A 23,556-nucleotide genomic window follows, 5' to 3' on the forward strand; every position below is an offset into this window, starting at 1 on the left:
GTCGTATCCGGTATTAGACCTCGTTTCCAAGGCTTATCCCAGAGTACAGGGCAGGTTACCCACGTGTTACTCACCCGTTCGCCGCTCGTGTACCCCGAAGGGCCTTACCGCTCGACTTGCATGTGTTAAGCACGCCGCCAGCGTTCGTCCTGAGCCAGGATCAAACTCTCCAATAAGGATCGTTGTGATCGCTCCAGACGGAATATGTCTGGCAATCTGGTCTTGCATCTCAAAGGAATACCCCGACGAGGGGTATTCATATTACTGGCTGTGTTTCGGCACGCTGTTGAGTTCTCAAAGAACACGCGCTCACCGGTTCCAGTCTCCGTTTCCGGAGGCTTTCTCTCGGGGCTGTGTTTGAAGCTTATTTGGTGTTGCTTCCCGGTGTCAAATCGGCCTCTCGGAGGCTCTTTGTCTTCCGGTTTTTTGGCCAGGCCCGTTCCGGTCTGTATTTCCGGCCCGCTTCGCTCTGACATGGAGAACATTACACGGGCCTGTTTCGATCTCCAAATCGGGGGGTCCCGGTAGCCGCCACAGGGGCGGCTACCAGGACAAACACGTTCGTCAGGGTGCGGAGACCCCGACATCGGCCTTCGTCAGCGGCTTCCGCACGGCCGCCGAGTTGTACTCATCCGCTCCGACATCGGGCTTGCCGGAGCGCGCCTGCAGGTCGAAGTCGCGCGTCACATAGGAGTAGGTGCCCACCGACGCGTTGATGGCCGGGCTCGTGGAAGACAGCCGCGACAGTCCGTTGGCGTCCTTCACGAGCTTCGGGTCCACGGACCGGTAGCCGGACGACGGCATGCTGCCGCCGGTCCCTCCCCAGATCACGTTGCCCTCGTACTTCACGGTCGAGCCGGCGTGCATGGAGAGGACACCGCCCGACGAGCCGCGGACGACGTTGTTCGCGAACACGCAGTCCTTCGGCTTGAAGTCACCGCCGTCGCTCTCCACCACCGCGCCGGTGCCGATCAGCGTGTTGAAGGCGACGGTCACGCGGTCCGGCCGGTCGTGCAGCTTCGAGTCCGGGCCGCTGTCGGCCTCCTTGCCCGAACCGAACACGATCGCCCGGTCCCCGGAGTTCTGCACAAGGTTGTTGAAGATCTTGTGGTCGTTCCCGTGGAACCGGATGCCGCTGTTGAAGAGCAGGTTGCCCTCGACCGTGGTGCGGTTGCCGTGCCGCAGGACGATGTAGCCCTTGCTGTCGCGGATGGTGTTGAAGCGGACGATGTTGTCCGAGGACTTGACGGAGATGGCCTCGGCGTCGCCGTCCGCCTTCTCGAACAGGTTGTGCTCGACGATCGCGTTCGCCGACTTCGACTGCTTGTGGCTGTAGCCGAGCCGGATCGACTCGCCGCCGTTCGCGCCGGTGAACTGGTGGTTGTAGAAGTAGTTGTGGTGGATCCACGTCCGCTTGGCGATCTCGCTGCCCGGACCGGTGATCTGCAGGTAGACGCCCTCGTTGTTCCGGTTCTGGAACGTGTTGTGGTCGACCTGGACGTCGTCCGCGCTGACGGAGAGCGAGGCGCCGTCCTTGTTCCCGCTGTAGGTGTTGCGGGTGATGCGCGTGGCCTGCGCCTCGGGCGGGACGGACATCGAGCTCGTGCCGTCGAACACGAACCCCTCGATCGTCACGTCGCGGACGGCCCCGAGTTCGAGGCCGCCTCGCGTGAAGACCGTGCGGCCGGCGTGCGCGGCGGCGACGGTGATGCCGGACTTCGTGATCTTGACGGGCTGGTTGGTGGCGTGCACACCGTCCGCCAGGACGATGCGCTGACCAGGTCGTGCGGTGTCGAGTGCGGCCTGCAGGGAGGACACGCTGGAGACGCCGACGACAGCAGCGAAAGCAGGCACGTGAACGAAGGACGACAGCAGGGCGGCCGCGCCGACTGCGGCCAGTGATCGGATCATTCGCCAACTCCGGTGTTGGGTCGTCGGCGGCGGTACGGGGAAGCTACCGCAAAATCCCGGCTGGTGGCGAGGTCCGGTACAGGCCGAGAGCCGTGTCCAGTGACGGCACGCGCTCCAGCTGTCCGATGTCTGCCAGAGGGAACCACTGGGCGAGGTCGGTCGAGCCGCCCACCTCGTTGCGCAGCTCGCCGCCCACGATCCGCACCTCGTACATGATCCGAAGTGCGTGGTAGTCGCGGTCGGGCTCCTCGCGGAACTCGGAGTCGATGCCGAGCAGGCGGACCACCTCGGCGACGTAGCCGGTCTCCTCCTCGACCTCCCGGACGACCCCGTCGTACGGGTGCTCGCCGTGGTCGATGCCCCCTCCGGGGAGGATCCAACGTTTGCCCTTAGGGCCAAGCCAGCGCGCGAGCAGGATCTCGTCGTTCTCGTTGATGCACACCCCGTACGCGGCCACGCGCTGCTTCTTCGCCCTCATGCGACGCAGCGTAACTTGCGATCACCGCGAAAAAAGTGATATCACTTAGCTACTACTTCGCTAGGGGGTCCTGGATGAGTGCATCCATCGAAACGACGGTTCAGATGCCGGCGCCTGTCGTCCGCGAGAAGCGAGCGCGGGAACTGCCCGGTCTCCTCTTGTTCTTCGCTGGGTTGGCGGTGCTGGCTGTGAGCGTGTGGACGTTCATCGAGGGGATCAAGACGACCGACGCCGCCGACGGCGACCCGGCGGTCGGGCTGCTGCTCACCGGGGTGCTGTTGTTCCTGGCTGCCGCTGTGATCTGGAAGGGGCTCTTCACGGTCGCGCCCGGCGAGGTGCGCGTGCTGCAGTTCCTCGGCCGTTACGTGGGCACGGTGCGCACGGACGGTCTGCGGTGGGCGAACCCGCTCACCACGCGGGAGAAGATCTCGGTCCGCATCCGCAACCACGAGACCGCGACGCTGAAGGTCAACGACGCCGACGGCAACCCGATCGAGATCGCCGCGGTGGTCGTGTGGCAGGTCGAGGACACTGCGCGCGCACGGTTCGAGGTCGACGACTTCGTGCGGTTCGTCGGCATCCAGACCGAGACCGCCGTGCGGCACATCGCGAACAGCTACCCGTACGACAACCACGCCGAGACGGGTCTGTCGTTGCGGGAGAACGCGGACGAGATCACCGAGACGCTGGCGATCGAGATCGCGGCGCGCGTGCAGTCCGCCGGCGTGAGGGTGATCGAGTCGCGGCTCACGCACCTCGCGTACGCGCCCGAGATCGCCCACGCCATGTTGCAGCGGCAGCAGGCGGGCGCGGTCGTGGCGGCGCGGACGCGGATCGTCGAAGGCGCCGTCGGCATGGTCGAGCTCGCGCTGGAGCGGCTCGCCGACCACGAGGTCGTCGAGCTCGACGAGGAGCGCAAGGCCGCGATGGTGTCGAACCTGCTCGTGGTCCTGTGCGGTGACCGTTCCACTCAGCCCGTGGTGAACACCGGGTCGCTGTACACCTGATGGCGGATCGCAAAAGCGTTCTGCTCAGGCTCGATCCGGCCGTGCACGACGCGTTGAGCAGGTGGGCGAACGACGAGCTGCGCAGCACCAACGCGCAGATCGAGTTCCTGCTGCGGCGTGCGCTGGCGGACGCGGGCCGGCTGCCGGGCGAGGCGAAGAAGATGCCTCGCCGCGGCAGGCCGCCGAAGAAGCCCGACGGCGACGAGGCCTAGAACTCGGGCGGTGCCTGGAGGTCGTGGGCGCGGAAGAGCACGGCGTGCTCGACGCCCATGGCCTTGCCGCCCATCGCGGCGAACATCGGGATGAGGTCCGCGGGGGCCGGGTGGTCCGGCAGCGCGGCGAGGTAGGCGGCGTGCGCTTCGAGCGAGGCCACGCCCCGGCGCAACGGCTCCCCCGTGACGTCGACCCCGTGCGTGGCGTCGTCGCCCATCGCGACCTGCAGGTACCAGCGCGGCGAGTGCGGTTCGAGGCCCTCCTCGTCGACCTGCTCGGGGAAGATCCAGCGGTTGCCGGCGTCGCGGAGCGCGTCGAGGGTGGCGAGGCCTGCCGCGCGGTGGTCGGCCTGGTCGAAGCCTCACGGCGTCTCGATCTCGTACCCGCTGCCGAACACGACGTCGGGCTTGAACCGGCGGATCTCGCGGCAGATGTCGCGGCGCAGGTCGAGGCCGTGGACGAGAACGCCGTCCGGGTGTTCGAGAACGGTCAGGTGCTCGACGCCGACGACGTCGCACGCGGCCCGTTGCTCGGCGACCCGCAGCCGTGCGGTCTCCTCCGGCGGGTTCGGCATTCCTGCCTCACCCCGGGTCAGCAGGAGGTAGCCGACCTCGATGCCTTTGGCGGTCCAGCGGGCGACCGCCGCGGACGTGCCGTACTCCATGTCGTCGGGGTGCGCGACGACGCAGAGCACCCGTCTGAACGACTCCTCGGGTAGCGCGGGCACTGTCATGGCGGCCATTTTTCCTCCTTTCGGCGCAGGTGGCTGATCAGGCGTTTCACCAGCATGAAAACGCTTGCAACGAGTTCCTCCGTTCGGAGGTGTGCCGGTCGTGCTCCCCCGCGCGATCGTGTGCGGCGGGCGCACCGGGAACGTGGAGGAGTCTTGTCTTTGTTCTCCCGCAAACGCGCCGGTCTCGGCGTGCTGGGCGTCGCTGTGGTGATCGCGTCGATGACACCGGCCGGTGGTCTGGCGGCCGGCAAGGAGCTGTACCTCGACAGCCGGGCGTCGACGGAACGGCGGGTCGAGGACCTGCTGCGACGGATGACGCTCGAGGAGAAGGTCGGGCAGATGGCCCAGATCCGCGTCGGAAAGCTGCGCGGTGACTGCAACAACGTCAACGGGCCGTTGGTGGAGTCTTGCTTGAAGGCCGTTCTCTCGGACGCGCACGTGGGCTCGATCCTGTCCGGCGGCGGTGACTCACCGGTCGAGAACACGCCCAGGGCGTGGGCCGAGATGAACAACGCCATCCAGCGCCACGCGCTGGAGAAGAACCGGTTGAAGATCCCGATCATCTACGGGTCGGACGGCGTGCACGGGCACAACAACGTCATCTCGGCGACGATGTTCCCGCACCAGATCGGACTCGGCGCGACGTGGGATCCCGCGTTGCAGGAGAAGATCGGTGTGTCGGCGTCGAAGGCGTTGCGCGCCACCGGTGTCTTCTGGAACTTCGCGCCTGTTTCCGACATCGCGCGGGACACGCGGTGGGGCCGGTACTACGAGACCTACAGCGAGGACCCGTTCCTGGCGGGGCAGCTGGCGGCGGCGAACGTGCGCGGGCAGCAGTCCAAGGTGGACGACACCGCGCAGCTGACCGCCACCGCGAAGCACTTCGCCGGGTACTCGGCGCCCGCGAACGGGCACGACCGGGCGGCGGCGCAGATCCCGATCCGGCAGTTGCAGGACCTGGTGCTGCCGTCGTTCCAGGCGCAGTTCGACGCGGGCGTGCGCACGGTGATGATCAACTCCGGTTCCGTGAACGGCGTGCCCGTGCACGCGTCGAAGTACATGCTGCAGACGCAGTTGCGAGACCGCATGGGGTTCAAGGGCGTCGCGGTCTCGGACTGGCAGGACATGCGGTACCTGGTCGACCGGCACAAGGTCGCGCCCGACTACAAGACGGCGATCGCGATGAGCGTCAACGCCGGGGTGGACATGGCGATGGAACCGTCGAACGCGGCCGAGTTCACCTCGCTGCTGCTGGCGAACGTGCGGGACGGCTCGGTGTCGCGCGGGCGGATCGACCAGGCCGTGCGGCGGGTGCTGACGCTCAAGTTCGACCTCGGGCTGTTCGAGAAGCCGTACGTGGACCCGGCGAAGGCCGACGGCAACGTGGTGGGCGTGGACCGGGACCTCGCGCGCAAGGCCGCCGCCGAGGGCACCGTGCTGCTGAAGAACGACGGCGTGCTGCCGTTGTCGGTCGGCGCCAAGAAGATCGTCGTGACCGGGGAGACCGCCGACGACGTGCGCCGCCAGCTCGGTGGGTGGACCGTCGACTGGCAGGGCGTGCCGGACGACTCGCCGTTGCCGCCCACCGCGACCGTGCTGACGGGTGTGCGCGAGGCCGTTCCCGGTGCGTCCGTGGTGCACGCCCCGACCCAGGCCGCGGCGGTGTCCGAGGCGGCGGGCGCGGACGCGGTGGTCGTGGTGCTGGGTGAGAAGCCCGGCGCGGAGGGGCCCGCCGACACGGAGAACCCGGTGCTGACGCCGGAGCAGCAGGCGTGGGTGGACGCGGTGCAGGCGACCGGCAAGCCGGTGGTCGTGGTGCTGCTGACCGCGCGGCCGCAGGTGCTGGGGGCCGCTGCCGACGCGAACGCGCTGGTCGCGGGCTGGTTGCCGGGCAGCGAGGGCGGACGGGCGATCGCCGACGTGCTGTTCGGCGCGGTCAACCCGAGCGGCAGGCTGCCGATCTCGTGGCCCCGGACCTTGGGCGACCCGACGCTCACCTACGACCAGCTGCCGGGCGCGAACACCTCGGCCGGCGCGAAGTACGACCCGCTCTACGCGTTCGGGCACGGGCTGTCGTACACGTCGTTCACGACCTCGGGGCCGTCGGTGTCGGTGGACCGTTCGAACGGCGTGGTGAAGTTCACCGTGGCGAACACCGGCGCGCGTGCGGGCACGGCCGTGGTGCCGGTCTACGTCCGTCAGCCGGCCTCCCCGGTGCTGACCCCGGACGCCCGTCTGGTGGGCTTCACCCGCGTGGAACTCGCCGCGGGGCAGTCGAAGCAGGTCGAGGTGCCGTTCGCGCTCTCGCAGCTGGCCCTGACCGTCGGCGACGTGGACGGCGGCGGACGGCGTGAGGTCGCCCGCGGCGGCTACGAGGCCGTGGTGGGTGCCGACAAGGCCACCTTCACGGTGCGCTGAGCTGGCCTGATATCCTTCGTCGTCGTGAACGCGCGGCTCTCCGCCGTGGAGGAGACCCGGCCCTCGTGGCCGGTGCCGACCAAGCGCGTCACGAACCCCGGTTTCGACAAGAAGGGTGATGTCGCATGGCGAACATCAAGTCCCAGCTCAAGCGGATCAAGACCAACGAGAAGGCCCGCCTTCGCAACAAGTCGGTCAAGTCGTCCCTGAAGACGGCCATCCGCAAGTTCCGCGAGGCTGCCGAGGCCGGTGACAAGGCGAAGGCCCTGGAGCTGCTGCAGGACGCGTCCCGCAAGCTCGACAAGGCCGCCAGCAAGGGCGTCATCCACGCCAACCAGGCCGCCAACAAGAAGTCGGCGATGGCGCTGCGCGCGAACTCCCTCGAGGGCTGATCTCGCACGCGGAGCTTCGAGCTTCTGCTGAAAGGGCTCCACCTCCTCCGGGAGGTGGAGCCCTTTCGCATCTCTGGTGTAGGCGTAGAGCCCATGGAATCGCTGCCGCGCCTCGACTTCTTCGAACTGCACGACCTCGACGGCACCCCGCGCGTGCTGCGGACGTTGCACACGGAGTCGATCCTGACCATCTACCGGCTCACGGACGCCGCGCGCGAGTACTCACGTCCGTTGGAGCTGGCCCTGCGGTCGGGCGCGGACCACCGGATCGTCGACCTCTGCTCCGGTTCGGGCGGGCCTGTGCCGTTGATCCAGCGCCGTCTGCACTCCGCCGGAGTCCACACGCAGGTCACGCTGACGGACCTGGTGCCGAACGTCCACGCCTTCGAACGTGTCGCTCGAAACCGCCCGCCCTGTTGCCCGGTGGACCACGTGCCGTCGCCCGTCGACGCCACCGACTGCCGGCTGGAGGGCACGCGGACGATCTACGGCGCCTTCCACCACTTTGCGCCCCCACTGGCCACGCGCATCCTGCAGAACGCCGTCGACACCCGGCAGCCCATCGTCGTGGTGGACACCAAACGGTCGTGGCTCTACGTGCTGGTGTTCCCGTTCTTCCTGATGCTCGCCGTGCTGCTGGCGGCGCCGTTCCAGCGCAATCCCCTGCCCCGCTACCTGCTGCGGCTGGCGCTGACGTACGTCGTGCCGGTGCTGCCGTTCATGATGTTCTTCGACAGCGTGGTGTCGTTCCTGCGCATGTACGGACGCGCGGAGCTGCGGCGGATGGTCGACGCCCTGCGCGACACCTCGACGTTCACGTGGACGATCGGCGTCCAACGCGGCTTCACCGGCGCCCAGTACCTGATCGGGATCCCTCGGCCGTGACCTAGCGGCGGCTGTGCGCCGCCACGATCCGGAGCACCGCGCGCTCCAGCGCGTAGTCGGCGTCGGCCGCCACACCCTTCACGTCGGCGTTGAGCCCCGCGACCACCTGCATCGCGTCGGCGAGCCCCGTCTGGTCCCAGCCGCGGGCCTGGGCCTGCGCCTTCTTGATCTTCCACGGCGGCATGCCGAGCGGCCCGGCCAGGCTGAACGGGTCGGCGCGCCCCACGGCGGACACCCGCGCGACCGTGCGCACCGCGTCCGCCAGCGCGTCCGCGACCAGCACGTGCGGCACACCGAGCTGCATGGCCCAGCGCAACGCCTCCATGGCGCCCGCCCTGTCCCCCACGACGGCCTTCTCCGCGACGGCGAACCCCGTCACCTCGGCCTTGCCCTGGTGGTAGCGGCGGATCTCCTCGACCGTCACCTTGCCGTCGGTGTCGGACACGAGCTGAGAGGCGGCCGCCGCGAGCTCGCGCAGGTTCGTGCCGACGGCGTCGATGAGCGTGGCGACGGCCTCCGGATCGATCTTGCCGCCCGCCTGCCGCACCTCGTTGCGCACGAACGCCTCGCGTTCCGCGGGCTTGGTGACCTTGCCGCACTCGGTGACCGCGGCACCGGCCTTCTTCAGCTGCCCCGGCAGGTCCTTGGCCGCCTTGCTGCGGCCACCGCCCGTGTGCACGACGACGAGCGTGACCCCGTCCGCGGGCGCCTTGACGTAGGAGAGCACCGTGTCGGCGACCTCCTTGCTGATGTCCTGACCGTTCTGCAGGACGATCACACGCCCCTCCGCGAACAGCGACGGACTCACCAGTTCGGCGAGCTCGGGAGGGGTGAGATCAGTCACCTGGACGCGGGTCAGGTCGGCGCTCGGATCGACCTTCCGCGCGGCCTCGAGAGCCGCGCGAACAGCCCGTTCGACCAGCAGCTCCTCTTCGCCGACGACGAGGTGCAGTGACTCCGGTGCGCTCACGACCGGCATCCTCCCACGTCCCGGATCGTGGGCGATTGTGGATCGGCAACCGACACATGCCGTAGGTTGGTGGCCACAACTGAACACCGCTCATCCAGAGGGGCAGAGGGACCGGCCCGAAGAAGCCCCGGCAACCGGCGTCAGCGCTGTGTGCACACACCCGTGCGCGCATCTGAGTGCAGACGATCACGGTGCCAATTCCGACCCGTTCGATTTCGCGGGACAGATGAGGAGATACCTCGCGATGACTGCTGTCAGTGTGCCCACGAGCACCAAGTTCGACCTCGGCCCCGCCCGCGCGCTGCTGTGCCGGGAGTGCGGCAACGAAACCCCTCTCGCTCCTGAATACGCCTGTCTCGAGTGTTTCGGGCCGCTGGAAGTGGCCTACGACTTCGGGAAGATCCGGCGCGAGGACATCGAGGCCGGCCCCAGGTCCATCTGGCGCTACCGCGGCCTCCTCCCCGTTCCGTCCACTGTGGAACAGCACCCGAACACCGACCCCGGCGGCACCCGCCTGGTCGAGGCCCACAACCTCGCCAAGGCTCTCGGCGTCCGCAAGATCTGGGTGAAGGACGACACCGGCAACCCCACCCACTCGTTCAAGGACCGGGTGGTCGGCGTCGCCCTCGCCGCCGCCCGCGAACTCGGCTTCAAGGTGCTGGCCTGCCCGTCCACCGGCAACCTGGCGAACGCCGTCGCCGCGGCCGCGGCCCGCGCCGGCTGGAAGTCCGTCGTCCTCGTGCCCTCCAACCTCGAGCGCGCCAAGATCCTGATGAGCGCCGTCTACGACGGCTCGCTGATCGCCGTCGACGGCAACTACGACGACGTCAACCGCCTCGCCCAGGAGCTCGCCGCGGAGAACGAGGACTGGGCGTTCGTGAACGTCAACGTCCGCCCGTACTACGCGGAAGGCTCCAAGACCCTCGGCTACGAGGTCGCCGAACAGCTCGGCTGGCGCCTGCCCGACCAGATCGTCGTGCCGATCGCCTCCGGCTCGCAGCTCACCAAGGTCGACAAGGCGTTCCGCGAACTCGGCCAGCTCGACCTCGTGGAAGCCTCCCCGTACAAGGTGTTCGGCGCGCAGGCCACCGGCTGCTCCCCGATCTCCGCCGCGTTCAAGGCGGGCCACGACGTCATCCGCCCGGTCCGCCCGGACACGATCGCCCGCTCGCTGGCGATCGGCGCCCCGGCCGACGGCCCGTACGTGCTCGACGCGGTCCGCCGCACCAACGGCGCCATCGAGGACGTCACCGACGAAGAGGTCGTCGAGGGCATCAAGCTCCTCGCCCGCACCGAGGGCATCTTCGCCGAGACCGCCGGCGGCGTGACCGTCGCGACGGCGAAGAAGCTCATCGAGACGGGCCAGCTCGACCCCGACGCCGAGACCGTGCTGCTGATCACCGGCGACGGGCTCAAGACCCTCGACGCGCTGGGCGACACGGTCGGCCCGCGCGCGACGGTCCCGCCGTCGGCCGAGGCCGTCATCAAGGCACTGGGTTAATCACCCGGATCACCTCCTTCCGGCTCGGGGACGCACACGCGTCCCCGAGCCGCTTTGTGACCGCGCGGGATGCCTCACAGCGCGATCGCGTCCGTCTCGAGCCAGCCCGTGCGAGGAAAGCGCAGCAGGCCGTCGACCACGTGCGGCCCGACCTGCTCCACGGTCGCGCGCCACGCCACGATCCGTTGCGGCCACGGGGCTTCCGCCTTCAGCGCGTTGTAGTGGTAGTCGTGCCAGACGTCCGGCGCGATTCGCAGTCCGTCGTCGAACACGTGCTCCGCGACGAGGTCGTACGCCTCTTCCGGCGACTCGGCCTTCGTCGGTGGCAGCACGTGCGTGGTCGTCGCCCGGTACGTGACGGCGCGGGTGCCGTCTTCGAGTGTTTCGCAGATGTAGTAACCGAAATCGGGCTTGAGTTCGTCGTGCGGCCACGGCGTCGCCGTGTAGTTGGTCTGCCACAGCGCCCATGCGAGGCCCGGCGTGCCGCCGGCGATCGGGTAGCGCGCGTTGAACAACCTGACCCAGACCATCTCTTCTCCTTCGTACGATGCGGTTTCCCGGCAGGACCGCCAGGTCTCCGTCCTTGTCCGTGCGCAACACCAACGCGCCTGCCGCCCGCAGCACGTCGATGACGTGTGCGCTCGGGTGCCCGTACCTGTTGCCCGTGCCGACGCTGACCAGCGCCACCCGCGGCCGCACGGCCTCGAGGAACGCGGGCAGCGAGTACCTGCTGCCGTGATGCGGCACTTTGAGCACCTCGGCGTTCAGGTCCCGCTCCCCCAGCAACGCCGCCTGGCCTGCCAGTTCGACATCGCCGGTGAGCAGCACCCGGCCCGCCCTCGTGTATGCCTTGAGCACGAGCGAGTAGTCGTTCACCGTCGTGTTCTCGTCCTCGGCGACCGGCGGCCGCCTGGGTCCCATCACCTCCAACTCCAGTCCTGGCAAGGCGAACCGCTCGCCTGCCCTCGGTTCGACGACCCGCACGTTGTGGGCGCGCGTTCGTCTGCCGACCTCCCGCCACGCCCACGCGGGCTCCTTGAGCGGCCCGACCGCGACCGCCCCCACCGCACGCCCGGTGAGCACGGCGTCAAGGCCGCCGACGTGGTCCGCGTGCAGATGTGTCAGCACCACCAGCGGAATCTTGTTGATTCCCAACGTCTTCAGGCACCGGTCGACCGCGCCGGGGTCCGGCCCGGTGTCGACCAGCACCGCCGTCTCCCGGTCGTCCGTGGCGAGCACCAGCGCGTCACCCTGGCCCACGTCACAACTGACGACCTTCCACCCGTCGGGCGGCCAGACCGGCGCCACCACCCGTAGCGGCACCAGCACCACGAACCCGCCGACGAGCACAGCGACGACCAACGTCCGCGTCTTCTTGAACCGCAACAACAACACGACCGCCACGGTGACCGCCGTGAGCGCGATGGCCCCGCTCCAGCCGTCCGGCCAGCCGACCGCCGCACCGGGCACGGCCGACGCCTGCCGCCCGACCAGAACCAGCCAACTCACCGCCGGCCCGGCCACGTGGGTGACGACCTCAGCGACGTGAGGCGAGAGCGGCGCAACGGCCGCCGCCACCACACCCAGCACCGTCGCCGGCGCCACCACCGGTCCGGCGACCAGGTTGGCCACCACCGACACGAGGCTCACCTGCCCGGACAACCCGGCCACCACCGGAGCCGTGGCGAGGCTCGCGGCCATCGGCACGACGATCGCCTCGGCCACCCCGTTCGGCACACCGCGTTTCTTCAGCGCCCGCGCCCACTTCGGCGCGACGAGCACCAACGCAGCCGTCGCCACCACGGACAACGCGAACCCCGGCTCACCACCCAGCGCCGGATCGTGCAACACCAGCACGAGCACCGCCGTCGCCAGACTCGGCACCGCGGACCGCTGCCGCCCCATCACCAAAGCCAGCAACGCGACGGCTCCCATGACCGCCGCCCTGAGCACACTCGGCTCGGGCCCGGCCAGGACGACGAACCCGACCAGCGCGACGAACGCCGCAGCAGCCGCCGGACGCGGCCCGAGCCGCCTCGTCAGGAGGTAGACAGCACCGCAGATGATCGCCAAGTTCGCGCCGCTCACCGCGAGCAGGTGAGCGAGACCCGCTGTGCGGAACTCCTCGACGATGCGAGGCACCATCCGCTCGGTGTCGCCCACCACCAGTGCGGGCAGCAGTCCAGCTTCTTCGTCGTCCAGGACCGCACTGGCCTGCCTCAGGCCGTCACGGTGCTCGTCGGCCCAGGTCTGCCAGAACGGCGGCGGTCGCACGTCCTGCGGCGGCCCGCGCACTCGGAGCAACGCCGACGCCAGGTCTCCTCCCCTGGGTGGGGCGAGCGAGCCTTTGACCGTCACCTCCTGACCTGGCAACAGATCCCGCCACCCGTCCGCTGGCGCCAGTAGCACCAACTGGGCACCGTTCGCCGTCGCCCGGATCACGACGTTCTCCACGCCGGCCTGCGTCCCGCCGAAGCCCGCGGCCCGGATTCCCTTCGGTCTGGTGGTGAGCTCGACGGTGAGGGTGGTGCCGCGGCCTTCGTTCGCCGCGAGGCGGAGCGGATGGGTGTCGGCTTTGAGCACGTGGCCGCCCACCCAGGCCGCTGCGAGCGGGCCGGAGACCAGGAGGGCGATCGCACAGGTCCTGTTCCACCAGGCCCTGCGCCACGCCGCCAGACCGATCGCTCCTGCTGCCAGACCGGTGATCGCTGCTGCCTGCCAGCTGAGGAAGAGGCCTGCCACGGCTGTGGCCCAGACTGCGGCGGCTGCCGGGACCAGGCGGTAGTCGTGGGCTATCGGGTGCTTGCGGGGCATTGGGGGCTCCCTGTGGCGGTGGGAGGTCTTGGGTCACGGGTGGGGCTGCCTTGGCGGGGTTGGGGCCGGTTCGGGTGGGCGGGGTGGTGGGCGCGGCGGGGTGGCGGGTTCTGCAGGACGTGCGGGCTGCGGGACTTAGGACTGGCGGCCGACAGGTGGTGGCGGGCGGTGTCGCTGCGGGGGTGGCGGGGTGTGGTGGTGATGCGGACGGATGGCATGGCTGGCTCCGATCGGATCGATGAGGGAAGCCGGGGCTTGGGATGAGCGGAGGTCCTGGGCTGTTGGGCTGAGGGTGGGTTGGCTGGGTGAAGTCGGCCGGGTGAGGTGGAACGGCAGGCGCTTCAGGTGGGGGTGGTTGGTGGGGCTGGCCAGGTCGGTCCGGGTGAGGGTGGGCGTGCTGGGGGCGGGTTGGGGCCGGTTGGGTTGGGGCTGGCCGGGTGGGTCCGGGTGAGGTGGGTCGTGGGTTCGGTGGCGCTAGCGGCGGTGGCCGGGGGCGTCGCTTGGGTTCGTTGCCTCGCAGAAGCGGCAGGGGCGCGGTGTGAGGTGCGTCGGTGGTGGGGCTGGGGCGGACGGGGCCGGGGCTGGCAGTGGCGGGAAGGCTGCGGCCAGGAGGTGGTGCAGTGCCCTGGTCAGGGGGCGGCGGCGGGGTTTGGCGGGTCGGGGTTCGGAGCGGTGCAGCGGGAAGGCGAGGGTCAGGGGGCGGGGGAGGTTGTTGTGGTCGGCTGGGATCAGGGTCTGGCGGGTCAGGTGCAGGTACTGGGCCCTGGTGCGGTGGTAGAGGGCCACGGCCGCGGCGGCCTTGCCGGCGGTGGTTCTGGCGGTGCCGGTGGTGGTCATGTGTGGACCAGGTCGGCCAGCTTGGCCAGCTTCGAGTCGCCGATGCCTTCTACGTCGCGGAGTTGGTCCACCGAGGCGAACGGGCCCTTGCGGGTGCGGTGGTCGACTATTCGCTGGGCCGTCACCGGGCCTACGCCGGGGAGGGCGTCGAGTTCGGCCGGGGTGGCGGAGTTCAGGTTCAGCTTCTGCTGGGGCGCGGCTGCCTGGGGTGCACCTGGCTGGCCTGGGGGTGGGGGTGGGATGCCCACGGCTATCTGTTCGCCGTCGGTGAGTTTGCGGGCCAGGTTGAGGTTGTGGAGGTCGGTGCCCGGCTTCATGCCGCCCGCGAGGTGGATGGCGTCGGCCACCCTGGCGCCGGACGTCGTGGTGACGAGGCCGGGTGTGGCCACCTCACCGATCACGTTCACCACCAGGTCGGGTGCCGGGGCCGAGGTGCTGACCAGCGCCAGGTCCGGGGCCGGTCCGGCGGCGGGGCTCTGCCACCAGCTGCCCAGGCCTATGACCGCGCACGCGACGGCCACGCCCAGGGCCAGCAGGCCCCGGCGGGGGAGGTTCGGCAGGCGGAAGCGGCGGCGGAGTGGCGGGCCGTGTTCGTCCGAGTCCTCTGATCGGGCGTAGACCAGGGTCGGGTCGGCTCTCACCTTGTCGGCCAGGGCGGCCAGGCGTTCGGTCGGGAGGGGGTCCGGGTGGGAGCGGGGGAACATGCGAGCGACGTTACGGAGCGGGGTGGGTGGGGAGGCCGGGTCAGCTCCGGGTCTGTGGATTACTCGCGGGTTGTGGACAGGTCGCGATCACTCGTCGCTCTGGGACGGGGAATTGTCGGGGGTGTGTGGGATGCTGTCGGGTCCTCCCGGCAGCACCACGACGCCCAGCACGCCTGGGCCCGTGTGCGCGCCGATCACCGCGCCGACCTCCGAGATCACGCATCCCGTCGAGCCGGGCAGGCGTTCGTCGAGGCGGGTCGCCAGTTCCGCGGCGCGTTCGGGAGCGGCCAGGTGGTGCACGGCCAGTCCGACGGGACCGTCGCCCGCCGCGGCCGCCGCCAGGTCGACCAGGCGGCCCACCGCGCGGCTCATCGTGCGCACCTTCTCCAGCGGCACGATCCGGCCTTCGTCCATGTGCAGCAACGGTTTCACGGCCAGCGCGGTCCCGACCAGCGCCGCCGCCGTGCCGATCCGGCCGCCCCGGCGCAGGTGTTCGAGCGTCTCGAGGCAGAAGAACATCCGCGTCTCGGAGGCGGCCGCCGCGGCAGCCTCCTCCACCTCGGCGGACGAATGGCCGGCGGTCACGGCCGCGCACGCGCGCAGCACCGAGAAGCCGAGGCCCATCCCCGTCGAGCGCGAGTCGACGACGCGGATCCGGGACGGATCGACCTCCTCGGCCGCCAGCCGCGCGGCCTCCCACGTGCCGGACAGCTCGCGGGAGAGGTGCACGGACACGACCTCGTCCGACGTCGACAACGCCTCGCGGTACACGTCGGCCATCTCGCCGGGCGTGGGACGGGACGTGGTCACCCTGCGGTGCTCGGCGAGGGCGGCGGCCAGCTCGGAGGGGCCGAAGTCGACGCCGTCGAGACGTCCGGCACCGTCCACCGCCACGTGCAACGGCACCACGGTGATCGCATGGCGCTTCGCGAACCCCTCGGGCAGGTATGCCGTGGAGTCGGTGACGATGGAGATGCGCACGAGCGACGAGCCTACGTGGCTCACTCCTCCGAGGGACTCAGCGCCACGGAGGAGATGAGTTCGGCCATCGCCTTGCCCACGAGTTCGTGCCCCTCCCAGCCCCAGTGCATCCCGTCCGGGTTCCCGGCACCGGACCGCACGTGTTCCCCGATCACCGCGGGCAGGTCGAGCAACGGCACTCCCGCACCTGAGGCCCACCCGCGCACGGCCGCGACCGCAGCCGCGTGCCCCTGATGCGCGTACGCGTACGTAGCCGCGCGGTGCACCGACGGCACGATCCCGACCGCCGGCATCGTGTACTGGAGGTTGCGAACGGACTGCAGCATGTCCCGCAGGTACCGAGCCGTCAGCGCGGGAGGCAGCGACGCCCGCGTGTAAGGCGCCAACCGAGGCTGCACGGACTGATAGCGCGCACGCACCCAACGCCGCAGCCAGTCCGGACGCACATACCGCAGCCCCTCACGCAGGTACGTGGGCAACGGCGAGGGCAGCGTGTCCATGCTGCCCACCGCGAACACCAGCACGTCCGTGCGGGGCAGCAACGACCAGATCCGCGGATCCCCGGTCAACGCCCACCAGGCGTCCCGCGCCGTCCACCCGAACCCGGCCGCCAGCTCCGCCGAACCCCCCAGAGCGGAGGCGCAGATGTTGTGCCACAGCTGCGGATGATCAGCGGGAAGCGGCCCGGAAGGCCCGAAGAACGACAGCGAGTCCCCGAGGACGAGCAGTCTCAACGCGTGGTGCCCGCGTTGTACGACGACAGCCGCCACCGGTCGTTGCGGCGGGTGAACACCGTCCAGTGGCAGTTCGAGATGCCCCCGAGCTGCGACCAGTTCTCCACCGGCAGGTCGAGCAACCGGCCGGTCAGGGCGCTGATCAGGCCACCGTGCGCGCACAGCAGGACGGTCTCGGAGAACTCCGCGTCGACCTCGTTCACGACCTGGATGGCCCGCTCGGCCACCTCGACGCGCGACTCGCCGTCGGGCGGTGTGTAGGTCGGGTCGGTGCGCCAGACGGCGACGGCACCCGGCCACTCCTGCTCCACCTCGGCGACGGTCAGGCCCTGCCACTTGCCCAGATGGGTCTCGCGCAGCCGCTCGTCGATCCGCAGCGGAACGTCCGCGGACGACGTGAACACGCCGGCGGTGTTGCGCGCGCGTTGCAGGTCGGAGGCCACGACGATCTCCGGTTCGAACCCGGCGAGCACCGGCACGGCGAACCTGGCCTGGTTCAAGCCGGTCTCGGTGAGCGCCGAGTCCAGATGACCCTGCAGACGACCTGTCGCGTTGTAGTCGGTCTCACCGTGCCGCCACAGCACGAGCCGGCTCAGGGCCATCAGCTACCTCATTCAGCCGTGGATTCGGCGGGGACGTCCGCTTCGAACTCGATGCGCGGGCAGTCCTTCCACAGCCGCTCCAGGCCGTAGAAGCTGCGCTCCTCGACGTGCTGCACGTGCACCACGACGTCGACGAAGTCCAGCAGCACCCACCGGCCCTCGCGGGCCCCTTCGCGGCGCACCGGCTTCGTGCCGGCCTCCCGCAGCTTCTCCTCGATGTTGTCGACGATCGCGCCGACCTGCCGCTCGTTGGGAGCGGACGCGATCACGAACACGTCCGTGATCACGAGCTGGTCGGAGACGTCGAGCACCGTCACGTCGTGCGCCTTCTTGTCGGCCGCTGCGTTCGCCGCGACCAGCGCCAGCCGTCGTGCCTCGTCGGTGGCTGCCACGTCACTCCTCTGACTTCCGGCGGGCGTCGATACGCCCACACGAGTTACTGAGGGTACCGGCGAGCGCCAACGGGTACTTCGCGCCCACGCATGACGAAGGCCACCTCAGCGCCCTGAGGTGGCCTTCGCCGGTGCCGAAGCTTAGAGCGGGCGGACCTGCTGGGCCTGCGGCCCCTTCTGGCCCTGGCCGACCTCGAACTCGACCTTCTGGTTCTCCTCGAGCGAACGGAAACCCTTGGACTGGATCTCCGAGTAGTGCACGAAGACGTCTGCCGAGCCGTCGTCGGGCGCGATGAACCCGAAGCCCTTTTCGGCGTTGAACCACTTCACGGTGCCTGTAGCCAAAGTCTTGCCTTCCACGAACCAGCAACAACCCGCTGATTGTTGCTCCCCGCGCGCTCGAATGCACGCAAAATCCACTCGAACGTGGTTACGACTCGGAGTACAGGCCTGTCTTCGCGATGTATTGGACGACTCCGTCGGGCACGAGGTACCAGACCGGCTGACCCGAGGCGGTGCGCGCACGACAGCCGGTCGACGAAATGGCCATGGCCGGGACCTCGACCAACGAGACGGACCCCGGCGGCAGGTGCCGGTCGTTCAGCGTGTAGCCCGGACGGGTGACGCCGATGAAGTGGGCCAGCTCGAACGCGTCCGCGGCGCGCTTCCACGACAGGATCTGCTCCAGCGCGTCGGCGCCGGTGATGAAGAACAGGTCAGCGTCGGGGTACTGCTTCTTGAGGTCCGTGAGCGTGTCCACCGTGTACGTGGGGCCGTCGCGGTCGATGTCGACCCTGCTGACGGAGAACCGGGGGTTGGAGGCCGTGGCGATGACCGTCATCAGGTAGCGGTCCTCGGCGGCGGAGACCTCCCGCGACGCCTTCTGCCAGGGCTGACCCGTCGGCACGAAGATCACGCGGTCCAGGTCGAACCTGGCCTGCACCTCGCTGGCGGCCACGAGGTGGCCGTGGTGGATGGGATCGAACGTGCCACCCATGACGCCGATGCGCATCAAAACAGCGTAGACCGGCGCCGGGCCGCTCCCGAGACCTGACGCCGGTCGTGCTGATCACACCGAACGGCCCAGGGGGAGGGCGGGCCGTGCGGGTCGCGGCTTACCCCGAAGCAAAGCCGCGCGCACTGGAGGAACGCGCGGGCCGCTCCCCCATTACGCGGTTCGCCCAAGATTTTTCTTCACCAGGCCACGACGAGCCTCAAAGGCCCTCTGACCAGCGAACCCTTGCGGAACTCGACGGGTTCGGCGAGCCGCAGACCGGGCATCCTGCGCAGCAGGGTGCCCAGCGCGACCTGCAGTTCCATCCGGGCGAGCTGCGAGCCGAGGCAGAAGTGGATGCCGTGCCCGAACTGCATGTGCTGGCCGACTTCGCGCTCCAGGTCGAGTTCGGCGCCGTTGGCGTACATCGTCTCGTCACGGTTCGCCGACGACGCGACCACCAGCAGGGCGTCACCCCGCTTCACCAGCGCGTTGCCGACCTGGACGTCCTCGGTCGCGATGCGGGGGAACCCGGCGCCGCTGCCCAGCGGGATGTACCGCAACAGCTCCTCGATGGCGTTCGGCAGCTTCTCGGGGTCGTCTTGGAGGCTCTTCATGGCGTCCGGGTGCTCGAACAGCGTGATGACGCTGTTCGCGAGCATGTTCGCCGTCGTCTCGTGGCCTGCAACCAGGAGCGTGATGCCGAACCGGACGAGTTCGTCCTCGGACAGCCTGTCGTCGTTGTCCCGTGCGGCGACGAGTGCGCCCATCAGGTCGTCCGTGGGATGCGCACGGCGCTTCGCGACGAGTTCGACGAAGTAGGCGTGCAGCTTCATCATGCCGTGCATGGCCTCTTCGGGCGTGTGCCCGCCGATCGTGGCCAGCACCTGGTTCGACCACCCCCGGAACTCCTCGCGGTCCTCGAAGGGCACGCCGAGCAGCTCGCAGATGATCGTGATCGGGAAGGGCATGGTGAACCCCTCGACCAGGTCACCGGGGTTGTCCAGGCGATCGAGGAGTTCATCGGTGATCTGCTGGGCGCGTGGCCGCAGCTCCTCGATCCGGCGCACCGTGAACGCCTTCGACACCAGCCGGCGCATGCGCGCGTGGTCGGCGCCGTCGTGCGTGAGGATCGACCCGCCCGGGGCGATGAGGGGCTGCATCCGCGGCACGTCCTGGCCGACCGTGAGCGCACGGCTGAACCTCGGGTCGCCCAGGACGAACTTCGTCTCTTCGTACGACGTGACGAGCCAACCCTCGCCGCCGTACGGGTACGTCACCCGCGAGACGGGCTCATCGCGCCGTAGACGTTCATAGGTCGGATCGAGGGTCAGGCCGTCAGCTTCGGAGAACGGATAGGTGGGAGCCATGTCTCCGAACGTAGGAGCTACGCCTTCGGTCGTGTGTGCCCTTCGCCCCACACGACCCATTTAGAGGACGTGAGCTCGGTTAGGCCCATGGGACCGCGGGCGTGCAGCTTCTGCGTGGAGATGCCGATCTCCGCGCCCATGCCGAACTCCGCACCGTCCGTGAAGGCCGTGGAGGCGTTGACGAACACCGCCGCCGCGTCCACACGGGCCGTGAACCTGCGTGCCGCCGCCACGTCGTTGGTGACGATGGCCTCGCTGTGGCCGGAGCCGTACGTCGCGATGTGCTTCACCGCGTCGTCGAGGGAGTCGACGACCCTCGCCGCGATGTCGAGGCTCAGGTACTCGGTGCCCCAGTCGTCGTCGTTGGCCTGCACGACGTCCGCCTGCTGCGCGAACTGCTCGTCGCCGTGGATCGTCACGCTCTCCTGCTGCAACGCCTTGGTGATGCGCGGGACGAACTCGTCCGCGACGTCCTTGTGCACCAGGAGGGACTCCGCCGCGTTGCACACGCTCGTGCGGCGCGTCTTGGCGTTGAGGACGATCGCCTCGGCCATGTCGAGGTCGGCGTTCGCGTCCACGTAGACGTGGCAGTTGCCGACGCCGGTCTCGATCGTGGGAACGGTGGCCTGCTCGACGACGGCGTTGATGAGACCGGAGCCGCCGCGCGGAATGACCAGGTCGACGAGGCCGCGGGCGGTGATGAGGTGGGTGACGGACGCACGGTCGTGGCACGGCAGGAGCTGCACGCAGTCGGCCGGCAGGTTCACGCTTTCGAGTGCGTCGCGCAGGACCTCGACCAGCTTGGTGTTGGAGTTCTCGGCGGTCGAGGACCCCCGCAGCAGCGCGGCGTTGCCGGACTTCAGCGCGAGACCGGCCGCGTCGACCGTCACGTTCGGACGGCCCTCGTAGACCATGCCGACGACGCCCATCGGGACGCGGACCTGCTTGAGCTCGAGCCCGTTCGGCAGGATGCCGCCGGTGATCACCTGGCCCACCGGGTCGCCCAGTCCCGCAACGGTTTCCAGGCCCACGGCGACGCCTTCGACGCGGTCCTCGTTCAGCTTGAGGCGGTCGAGGATGTTGTCCGGCAGACCTGCTGCCCTGCCGGCGTCGAGGTCCTTCTGGTTGGCCTCGATGATCTCTGGCGCGCGCTTGCGGAGGGCGGCGGCCATCTCGCGGAGCGCGGTGTCCTTGCGCTCGCGGGTGGCGAGGACGAGTTCGTCGGCGGCGACGCGGGCGCGGCGAGCTGCTGCGTGTACCTGGTCGCGCAGGTCATCAGTCACGCCACACAGCTTACGACCTGCGACAATCACAATTGTCAGACCTCCCTGGCAGGCTTGCTGCCACGACCACGACCGACTTCGCGAGTTCGCGTTGGTCGTCCGGCCGCCGGTTCAGGTCAACCGCCGAAGGCGATTCGGCCCGAACCGGCGGCCGGACGACCGACTTCCCGGCGAACTCGCCGCCGCTGCGGAGCAGCGGCCAACAGACACAGGCTGGCAGGCTTGCTCCCCATGGACGACATCGCGTTGCGTGAACTGGCCGAGGAACGGCTCCGGGCACTGGCGGGCCCGCAGGCCGTCCTGCGTGAGGACCAGTGGACCGCGATCCACACGCTCGTGGCCCAGCGCCGCCGGGCTCTCGTCGTCCAGCGCACGGGCTGGGGCAAGTCGGCCGTGTACTTCATCGCGACGGCGTTGCTGCGCCAGCTCGGTGAGGGGCCGACGGTCATCGTGTCGCCGTTGCTCGCGTTGATGCGCAACCAGATCGACGCGGCGGCACGGGCCGGGGTGCACGCGGTGACGATCAACTCGGCCAACCCCGGCGAGTGGGACGCCGTGCAGGAGCAGGTCGCGGCGGGTGAGGTCGACGTGCTCCTGGTGAGTCCGGAGCGGCTGAACAACCCCGACTTCCGCAATTCGGTGCTGCCTTCGCTGACGGCGTCGGCGGGCATGCTCGTCGTCGACGAGGCGCACTGCATCTCGGACTGGGGGCACGACTTCCGGCCCGACTACCGGAGGCTGCGCACGTTGCTGACGGAGCTGCCGCCGGGTGTGCCGGTGCTGGCCACGACGGCGACGGCCAACGACAGGGTGGTCCACGACGTCACCGAGCAGCTGGGGCTCGGGGCCGACGAGGGCACGCTGGTGCTGCGCGGGCCGCTGGACCGCGACAGCCTGCGGTTGTCGGTCGCACTGCTGCCGACCGCGGAGTCGCGGCTCGGGTGGCTTGCCGAGCAGCTCGAACGCCTGCCGGGGTCCGGGATCATCTACACGCTCACGGTCGCGGCGGCGGACGACATCGCGGCGTTCCTCGCCTCGCGCGGCTTCGCGGTGGCCGCGTACTCGGGCAAGACCGAGCCCGCCGAGCGGGAGCGGGCCGAGGAAGACCTGCTCAACAACAAGGTCAAGGCTTTGGTCGCCACCTCCGCGCTGGGCATGGGGTTCGACAAGCCGGACCTGGGGTTCGTCGTGCACGTCGGCGCGCCGTCCTCGCCGATCGCGTACTACCAGCAGATCGGCCGTGCGGGCCGTGGTGTCGAACGCGCCGAGGTGGTGCTGCTGCCGGGTCACGAGGACCGGGACATCTGGGCGTACTTCGCGTCGCTGGCGTTCCCGCCCGAGGTGGTGGTGCGGCAGGTGCTGTCCGCGCTCGACGGCGCCGGCAGGGCTCTGTCGACGGCGGCGCTGGAGCCGATGGTCGAGCTGTCGCGCGGCCGGCTCGAGGTGGTGTTGAAGGTGCTGGACGTCGACGGCGCGGTCCGGCGGGTGAAGGGCGGCTGGGAGTCGACGGGCCGGCCGTGGGAGTACGACGGCGAGCGGTACGCGCGCATCGCGGAGGCGCGCAGGGCCGAGCAGCAGGTGATGATCGAGTACCTGCGCACCGACGTGTGCCGGATGAAGTTCCTCCAGGACCAGCTCGACGACCCGACGTCGCACGAATGCGGCCGTTGCGACAACTGCACCGGCGAGCGGCTGTCGGTCGAGGTGTCGGAGACCGCGGCGAGTGCGGCTCGCGAGCGGTTGCTGCGGCCCGGCCTGGACGTGGCGCCGCGCAAGATGTGGCCGACGGGCATGAACGCGATCGGCGTCCCGCTGTCCGGCAAGATCCCCGCGACCGAGGTGGCCGCCACGGGCAGGGCGCTCGGCCGCCTCACCGACATCGGCTGGGGCAACCGCCTGCGCGACCTGCTCGCCGACGGCGCCGACCGCGAGATCCCGGACGACGTGTTCGCGGCGTGCGTGAAGGTGCTGACGGCGTGGGGCTGGGATGAGCGCCCGGTCGGCGTGGTGACGGTCGGGTCGCGCCGGCGTCCTCAACTGGTCGGCAGCTTCGGTCAGAAGATCGCATCGATCGGGCGGCTGCCGTTCCTCGGCACCGTGTGGCTCGGCGAGTCGACGCACAAGGCCAACTCGGCGCAGCGTCTCGCCGGTCTGGTGCGGGCGGGCGAGACGCCGGACATGTCCGGTGTGGACGGTCCGGTTCTGCTGGTGGACGATCACATCGACACCGGGTGGACGATGACGGTGGCGGCTCGGATGCTCAGGAAGGAGGGCGTGCCGGCCGTGCTGCCGTTCGCGCTGGCGGTGACGAACTGACGGTGCCGGACCGGCCGGGCC

The 23,556-nt window shown here is 69.6% G+C and carries 22 protein-coding genes, 1 rRNA gene and 1 riboswitch; of the genes, 7 read left to right on the forward strand and 16 right to left on the reverse strand.

The annotated features are described in order from the left end of the window. The 3 genes from BMY74_RS43320 to BMY74_RS43330 form a co-directional block, all read right to left on the reverse strand. Nucleotides 1-176, reverse strand: a 16S ribosomal RNA gene (locus BMY74_RS43320); the annotation flags it as partial. Between the two features lie 388 nt (nucleotides 177-564). After that, nucleotides 565-1,911 carry a polysaccharide lyase 6 family protein gene (locus BMY74_RS43325; RefSeq protein ID WP_089928144.1) on the reverse strand — a complete coding sequence of 449 codons (1,347 nt, stop codon included), beginning with the start codon at nucleotides 1,909-1,911 and terminating at the stop codon, nucleotides 565-567. Between the two features lie 43 nt (nucleotides 1,912-1,954). Continuing rightward, nucleotides 1,955-2,389 carry an NUDIX hydrolase gene (locus BMY74_RS43330; RefSeq protein WP_089928147.1) on the reverse strand — a complete coding sequence of 145 codons (435 nt, stop codon included), beginning with the start codon at nucleotides 2,387-2,389 and terminating at the stop codon, nucleotides 1,955-1,957. Between the two features lie 74 nt (nucleotides 2,390-2,463). On the opposite strand from BMY74_RS43330, the gene BMY74_RS43335 reads away from it, so the two are divergent. Together BMY74_RS43335 and BMY74_RS43340 are read left to right on the forward strand one after the other, a co-directional pair. After that, on the forward strand, nucleotides 2,464-3,396 hold the full coding sequence (locus BMY74_RS43335) for an SPFH domain-containing protein (protein ID WP_089928150.1): 933 nt from the start codon (nucleotides 2,464-2,466) through the stop codon (nucleotides 3,394-3,396). After that, complete coding sequence (locus tag BMY74_RS43340) at nucleotides 3,396-3,608, forward strand: type II toxin-antitoxin system antitoxin (RefSeq protein WP_089928153.1); 213 nt, start codon at nucleotides 3,396-3,398, stop codon at nucleotides 3,606-3,608. The genes BMY74_RS43335 and BMY74_RS43340 overlap by 1 nt, the downstream gene beginning before the upstream one ends. Here BMY74_RS43340 and BMY74_RS46560 read toward each other — a convergent pair. Next, a complete protein-coding gene (locus BMY74_RS46560) occupies nucleotides 3,605-3,826 on the reverse strand; it encodes a hypothetical protein (protein ID WP_245786726.1) in 222 nt (73 codons plus the stop codon). The genes BMY74_RS43340 and BMY74_RS46560 overlap by 4 nt on opposite strands. Before the next feature lie 144 nt (nucleotides 3,827-3,970). Continuing rightward, nucleotides 3,971-4,351 (reverse strand): PIG-L deacetylase family protein, encoded by a 381-nt coding sequence (locus BMY74_RS46565; RefSeq protein ID WP_245786727.1) that lies wholly within the window; start codon nucleotides 4,349-4,351, stop codon nucleotides 3,971-3,973. Between the two features lie 144 nt (nucleotides 4,352-4,495). Between BMY74_RS46565 and BMY74_RS43350 the strand changes: the two genes are divergently transcribed. The 3 genes from BMY74_RS43350 to BMY74_RS43360 all read left to right on the forward strand — a co-directional run bounded on the left by BMY74_RS43350 (nucleotide 4,496) and on the right by BMY74_RS43360 (nucleotide 8,037). Then, entirely contained in the window at nucleotides 4,496-6,760 is a 2,265-nt protein-coding gene (locus BMY74_RS43350; RefSeq protein WP_177230224.1) for a glycoside hydrolase family 3 N-terminal domain-containing protein, read from the forward strand. Between the two features lie 125 nt (nucleotides 6,761-6,885). Beyond that, nucleotides 6,886-7,152 carry a 30S ribosomal protein S20 gene (gene rpsT / locus BMY74_RS43355; RefSeq protein WP_089928157.1) on the forward strand — a complete coding sequence of 89 codons (267 nt, stop codon included), beginning with the start codon at nucleotides 6,886-6,888 and terminating at the stop codon, nucleotides 7,150-7,152. 93 nt (nucleotides 7,153-7,245) lie between these two features. Further along, nucleotides 7,246-8,037 (forward strand): hypothetical protein, encoded by a 792-nt coding sequence (locus BMY74_RS43360; protein WP_089928161.1) that lies wholly within the window; start codon nucleotides 7,246-7,248, stop codon nucleotides 8,035-8,037. 1 nt (nucleotide 8,038) lies between these two features. On the opposite strand, the gene holA is transcribed toward BMY74_RS43360, so the two are convergent. Continuing rightward, nucleotides 8,039-9,007 carry a DNA polymerase III subunit delta gene (holA, locus tag BMY74_RS43365; RefSeq protein ID WP_425434909.1) on the reverse strand — a complete coding sequence of 323 codons (969 nt, stop codon included), beginning with the start codon at nucleotides 9,005-9,007 and terminating at the stop codon, nucleotides 8,039-8,041. 87 nt (nucleotides 9,008-9,094) lie between these two features. Further along, nucleotides 9,095-9,240: riboswitch (SAM riboswitch) on the forward strand. An 11-nt stretch (nucleotides 9,241-9,251) separates the two neighbouring features. Between holA and thrC the strand changes: the two genes are divergently transcribed. Beyond that, complete coding sequence (gene thrC, locus BMY74_RS43370; protein WP_089928169.1) at nucleotides 9,252-10,508, forward strand: threonine synthase; 1,257 nt, start codon at nucleotides 9,252-9,254, stop codon at nucleotides 10,506-10,508. A 9-nt stretch (nucleotides 10,509-10,517) separates the two neighbouring features. Here the strand turns inward: thrC and BMY74_RS43375 are convergent, their stop codons facing one another. The 10 genes from BMY74_RS43375 to BMY74_RS43420 form a co-directional block, all read right to left on the reverse strand. Continuing rightward, complete coding sequence (locus tag BMY74_RS43375) at nucleotides 10,518-13,322, reverse strand: DNA internalization-related competence protein ComEC/Rec2 (RefSeq protein ID WP_089928172.1); 2,805 nt, start codon at nucleotides 13,320-13,322, stop codon at nucleotides 10,518-10,520. A gap of 833 nt (nucleotides 13,323-14,155) precedes the next feature. Continuing rightward, nucleotides 14,156-14,863: a ComEA family DNA-binding protein gene (locus BMY74_RS43380; RefSeq protein WP_089928176.1), complete on the reverse strand. Its 708-nt coding sequence runs from the start codon at nucleotides 14,861-14,863 to the stop codon at nucleotides 14,156-14,158. Nucleotides 14,864-14,950: 87 nt separating this feature from the next. Continuing rightward, entirely contained in the window at nucleotides 14,951-15,844 is an 894-nt protein-coding gene (locus BMY74_RS43385) for a DegV family protein (RefSeq protein WP_089928266.1), read from the reverse strand. A gap of 20 nt (nucleotides 15,845-15,864) precedes the next feature. Then, nucleotides 15,865-16,578 carry a diglucosylglycerate octanoyltransferase gene (gene octT, locus BMY74_RS43390; protein ID WP_177230225.1) on the reverse strand — a complete coding sequence of 238 codons (714 nt, stop codon included), beginning with the start codon at nucleotides 16,576-16,578 and terminating at the stop codon, nucleotides 15,865-15,867. Further along, on the reverse strand, nucleotides 16,575-17,180 hold the full coding sequence (locus BMY74_RS43395) for a histidine phosphatase family protein (RefSeq protein ID WP_089928183.1): 606 nt from the start codon (nucleotides 17,178-17,180) through the stop codon (nucleotides 16,575-16,577). Before BMY74_RS43395 ends, octT begins: the two co-directional genes overlap by 4 nt. Nucleotides 17,181-17,188: 8 nt before the next feature. After that, nucleotides 17,189-17,572, reverse strand: coding sequence for a ribosome silencing factor (gene rsfS / locus BMY74_RS43400; protein ID WP_053735595.1), 384 nt, complete (start codon nucleotides 17,570-17,572; stop codon nucleotides 17,189-17,191). 141 nt (nucleotides 17,573-17,713) lie between these two features. Then, nucleotides 17,714-17,917: a transcription antiterminator/RNA stability regulator CspE gene (cspE, locus tag BMY74_RS43405; protein ID WP_030468099.1), complete on the reverse strand. Its 204-nt coding sequence runs from the start codon at nucleotides 17,915-17,917 to the stop codon at nucleotides 17,714-17,716. An 85-nt stretch (nucleotides 17,918-18,002) separates the two neighbouring features. Then, nucleotides 18,003-18,584 (reverse strand): nicotinate-nucleotide adenylyltransferase, encoded by a 582-nt coding sequence (gene nadD, locus BMY74_RS43410; protein ID WP_089928187.1) that lies wholly within the window; start codon nucleotides 18,582-18,584, stop codon nucleotides 18,003-18,005. A gap of 182 nt (nucleotides 18,585-18,766) precedes the next feature. Further along, complete coding sequence (locus BMY74_RS43415; RefSeq protein ID WP_089928191.1) at nucleotides 18,767-19,936, reverse strand: cytochrome P450; 1,170 nt, start codon at nucleotides 19,934-19,936, stop codon at nucleotides 18,767-18,769. Between the two features lie 17 nt (nucleotides 19,937-19,953). Continuing rightward, nucleotides 19,954-21,252, reverse strand: a complete 1,299-nt coding sequence (locus BMY74_RS43420) for a glutamate-5-semialdehyde dehydrogenase (protein WP_218159965.1) — start codon at nucleotides 21,250-21,252, stop codon at nucleotides 19,954-19,956. 198 nt (nucleotides 21,253-21,450) lie between these two features. Between BMY74_RS43420 and BMY74_RS43425 the strand changes: the two genes are divergently transcribed. After that, nucleotides 21,451-23,535 carry a RecQ family ATP-dependent DNA helicase gene (locus tag BMY74_RS43425; protein WP_089928269.1) on the forward strand — a complete coding sequence of 695 codons (2,085 nt, stop codon included), beginning with the start codon at nucleotides 21,451-21,453 and terminating at the stop codon, nucleotides 23,533-23,535. Nucleotides 23,536-23,556 lie beyond the last annotated feature (21 nt).

This window comes from Lentzea albida, assembly GCF_900111005.1.
GTDB classification, from domain to species: Bacteria; Actinomycetota; Actinomycetes; order Mycobacteriales; family Pseudonocardiaceae; genus Lentzea; species Lentzea albida.

Bases quoted from the DNA above. Each gene is read 5' to 3' on its own strand.
- BMY74_RS43325 (WP_089928144.1), bottom strand. From the start codon at position 1,911: ATGATCCGATCACTGGCCGCAGTCGGCGCGGCCGCCCTGCTGTCGTCC.
- BMY74_RS43330 (WP_089928147.1), bottom strand. From the start codon at position 2,389: ATGAGGGCGAAGAAGCAGCGCGTGGCCGCGTACGGGGTGTGCATCAAC.
- BMY74_RS43335 (WP_089928150.1), top strand. From the start codon at position 2,464: ATGAGTGCATCCATCGAAACGACGGTTCAGATGCCGGCGCCTGTCGTC.
- BMY74_RS43340 (WP_089928153.1), top strand. From the start codon at position 3,396: ATGGCGGATCGCAAAAGCGTTCTGCTCAGGCTCGATCCGGCCGTGCAC.
- BMY74_RS46560 (WP_245786726.1), bottom strand. From the start codon at position 3,826: ATGGGCGACGACGCCACGCACGGGGTCGACGTCACGGGGGAGCCGTTG.
- BMY74_RS46565 (WP_245786727.1), bottom strand. From the start codon at position 4,351: ATGGCCGCCATGACAGTGCCCGCGCTACCCGAGGAGTCGTTCAGACGG.
- rpsT (WP_089928157.1), top strand. From the start codon at position 6,886: ATGGCGAACATCAAGTCCCAGCTCAAGCGGATCAAGACCAACGAGAAG.
- BMY74_RS43360 (WP_089928161.1), top strand. From the start codon at position 7,246: ATGGAATCGCTGCCGCGCCTCGACTTCTTCGAACTGCACGACCTCGAC.
- thrC (WP_089928169.1), top strand. From the start codon at position 9,252: ATGACTGCTGTCAGTGTGCCCACGAGCACCAAGTTCGACCTCGGCCCC.
- BMY74_RS43375 (WP_089928172.1), bottom strand. From the start codon at position 13,322: ATGCCCCGCAAGCACCCGATAGCCCACGACTACCGCCTGGTCCCGGCA.
- BMY74_RS43380 (WP_089928176.1), bottom strand. From the start codon at position 14,863: ATGTTCCCCCGCTCCCACCCGGACCCCCTCCCGACCGAACGCCTGGCC.
- BMY74_RS43395 (WP_089928183.1), bottom strand. From the start codon at position 17,180: ATGGCCCTGAGCCGGCTCGTGCTGTGGCGGCACGGTGAGACCGACTAC.
- nadD (WP_089928187.1), bottom strand. From the start codon at position 18,584: ATGCGCATCGGCGTCATGGGTGGCACGTTCGATCCCATCCACCACGGC.
- BMY74_RS43415 (WP_089928191.1), bottom strand. From the start codon at position 19,936: ATGGCTCCCACCTATCCGTTCTCCGAAGCTGACGGCCTGACCCTCGAT.
- BMY74_RS43425 (WP_089928269.1), top strand. From the start codon at position 21,451: ATGGACGACATCGCGTTGCGTGAACTGGCCGAGGAACGGCTCCGGGCA.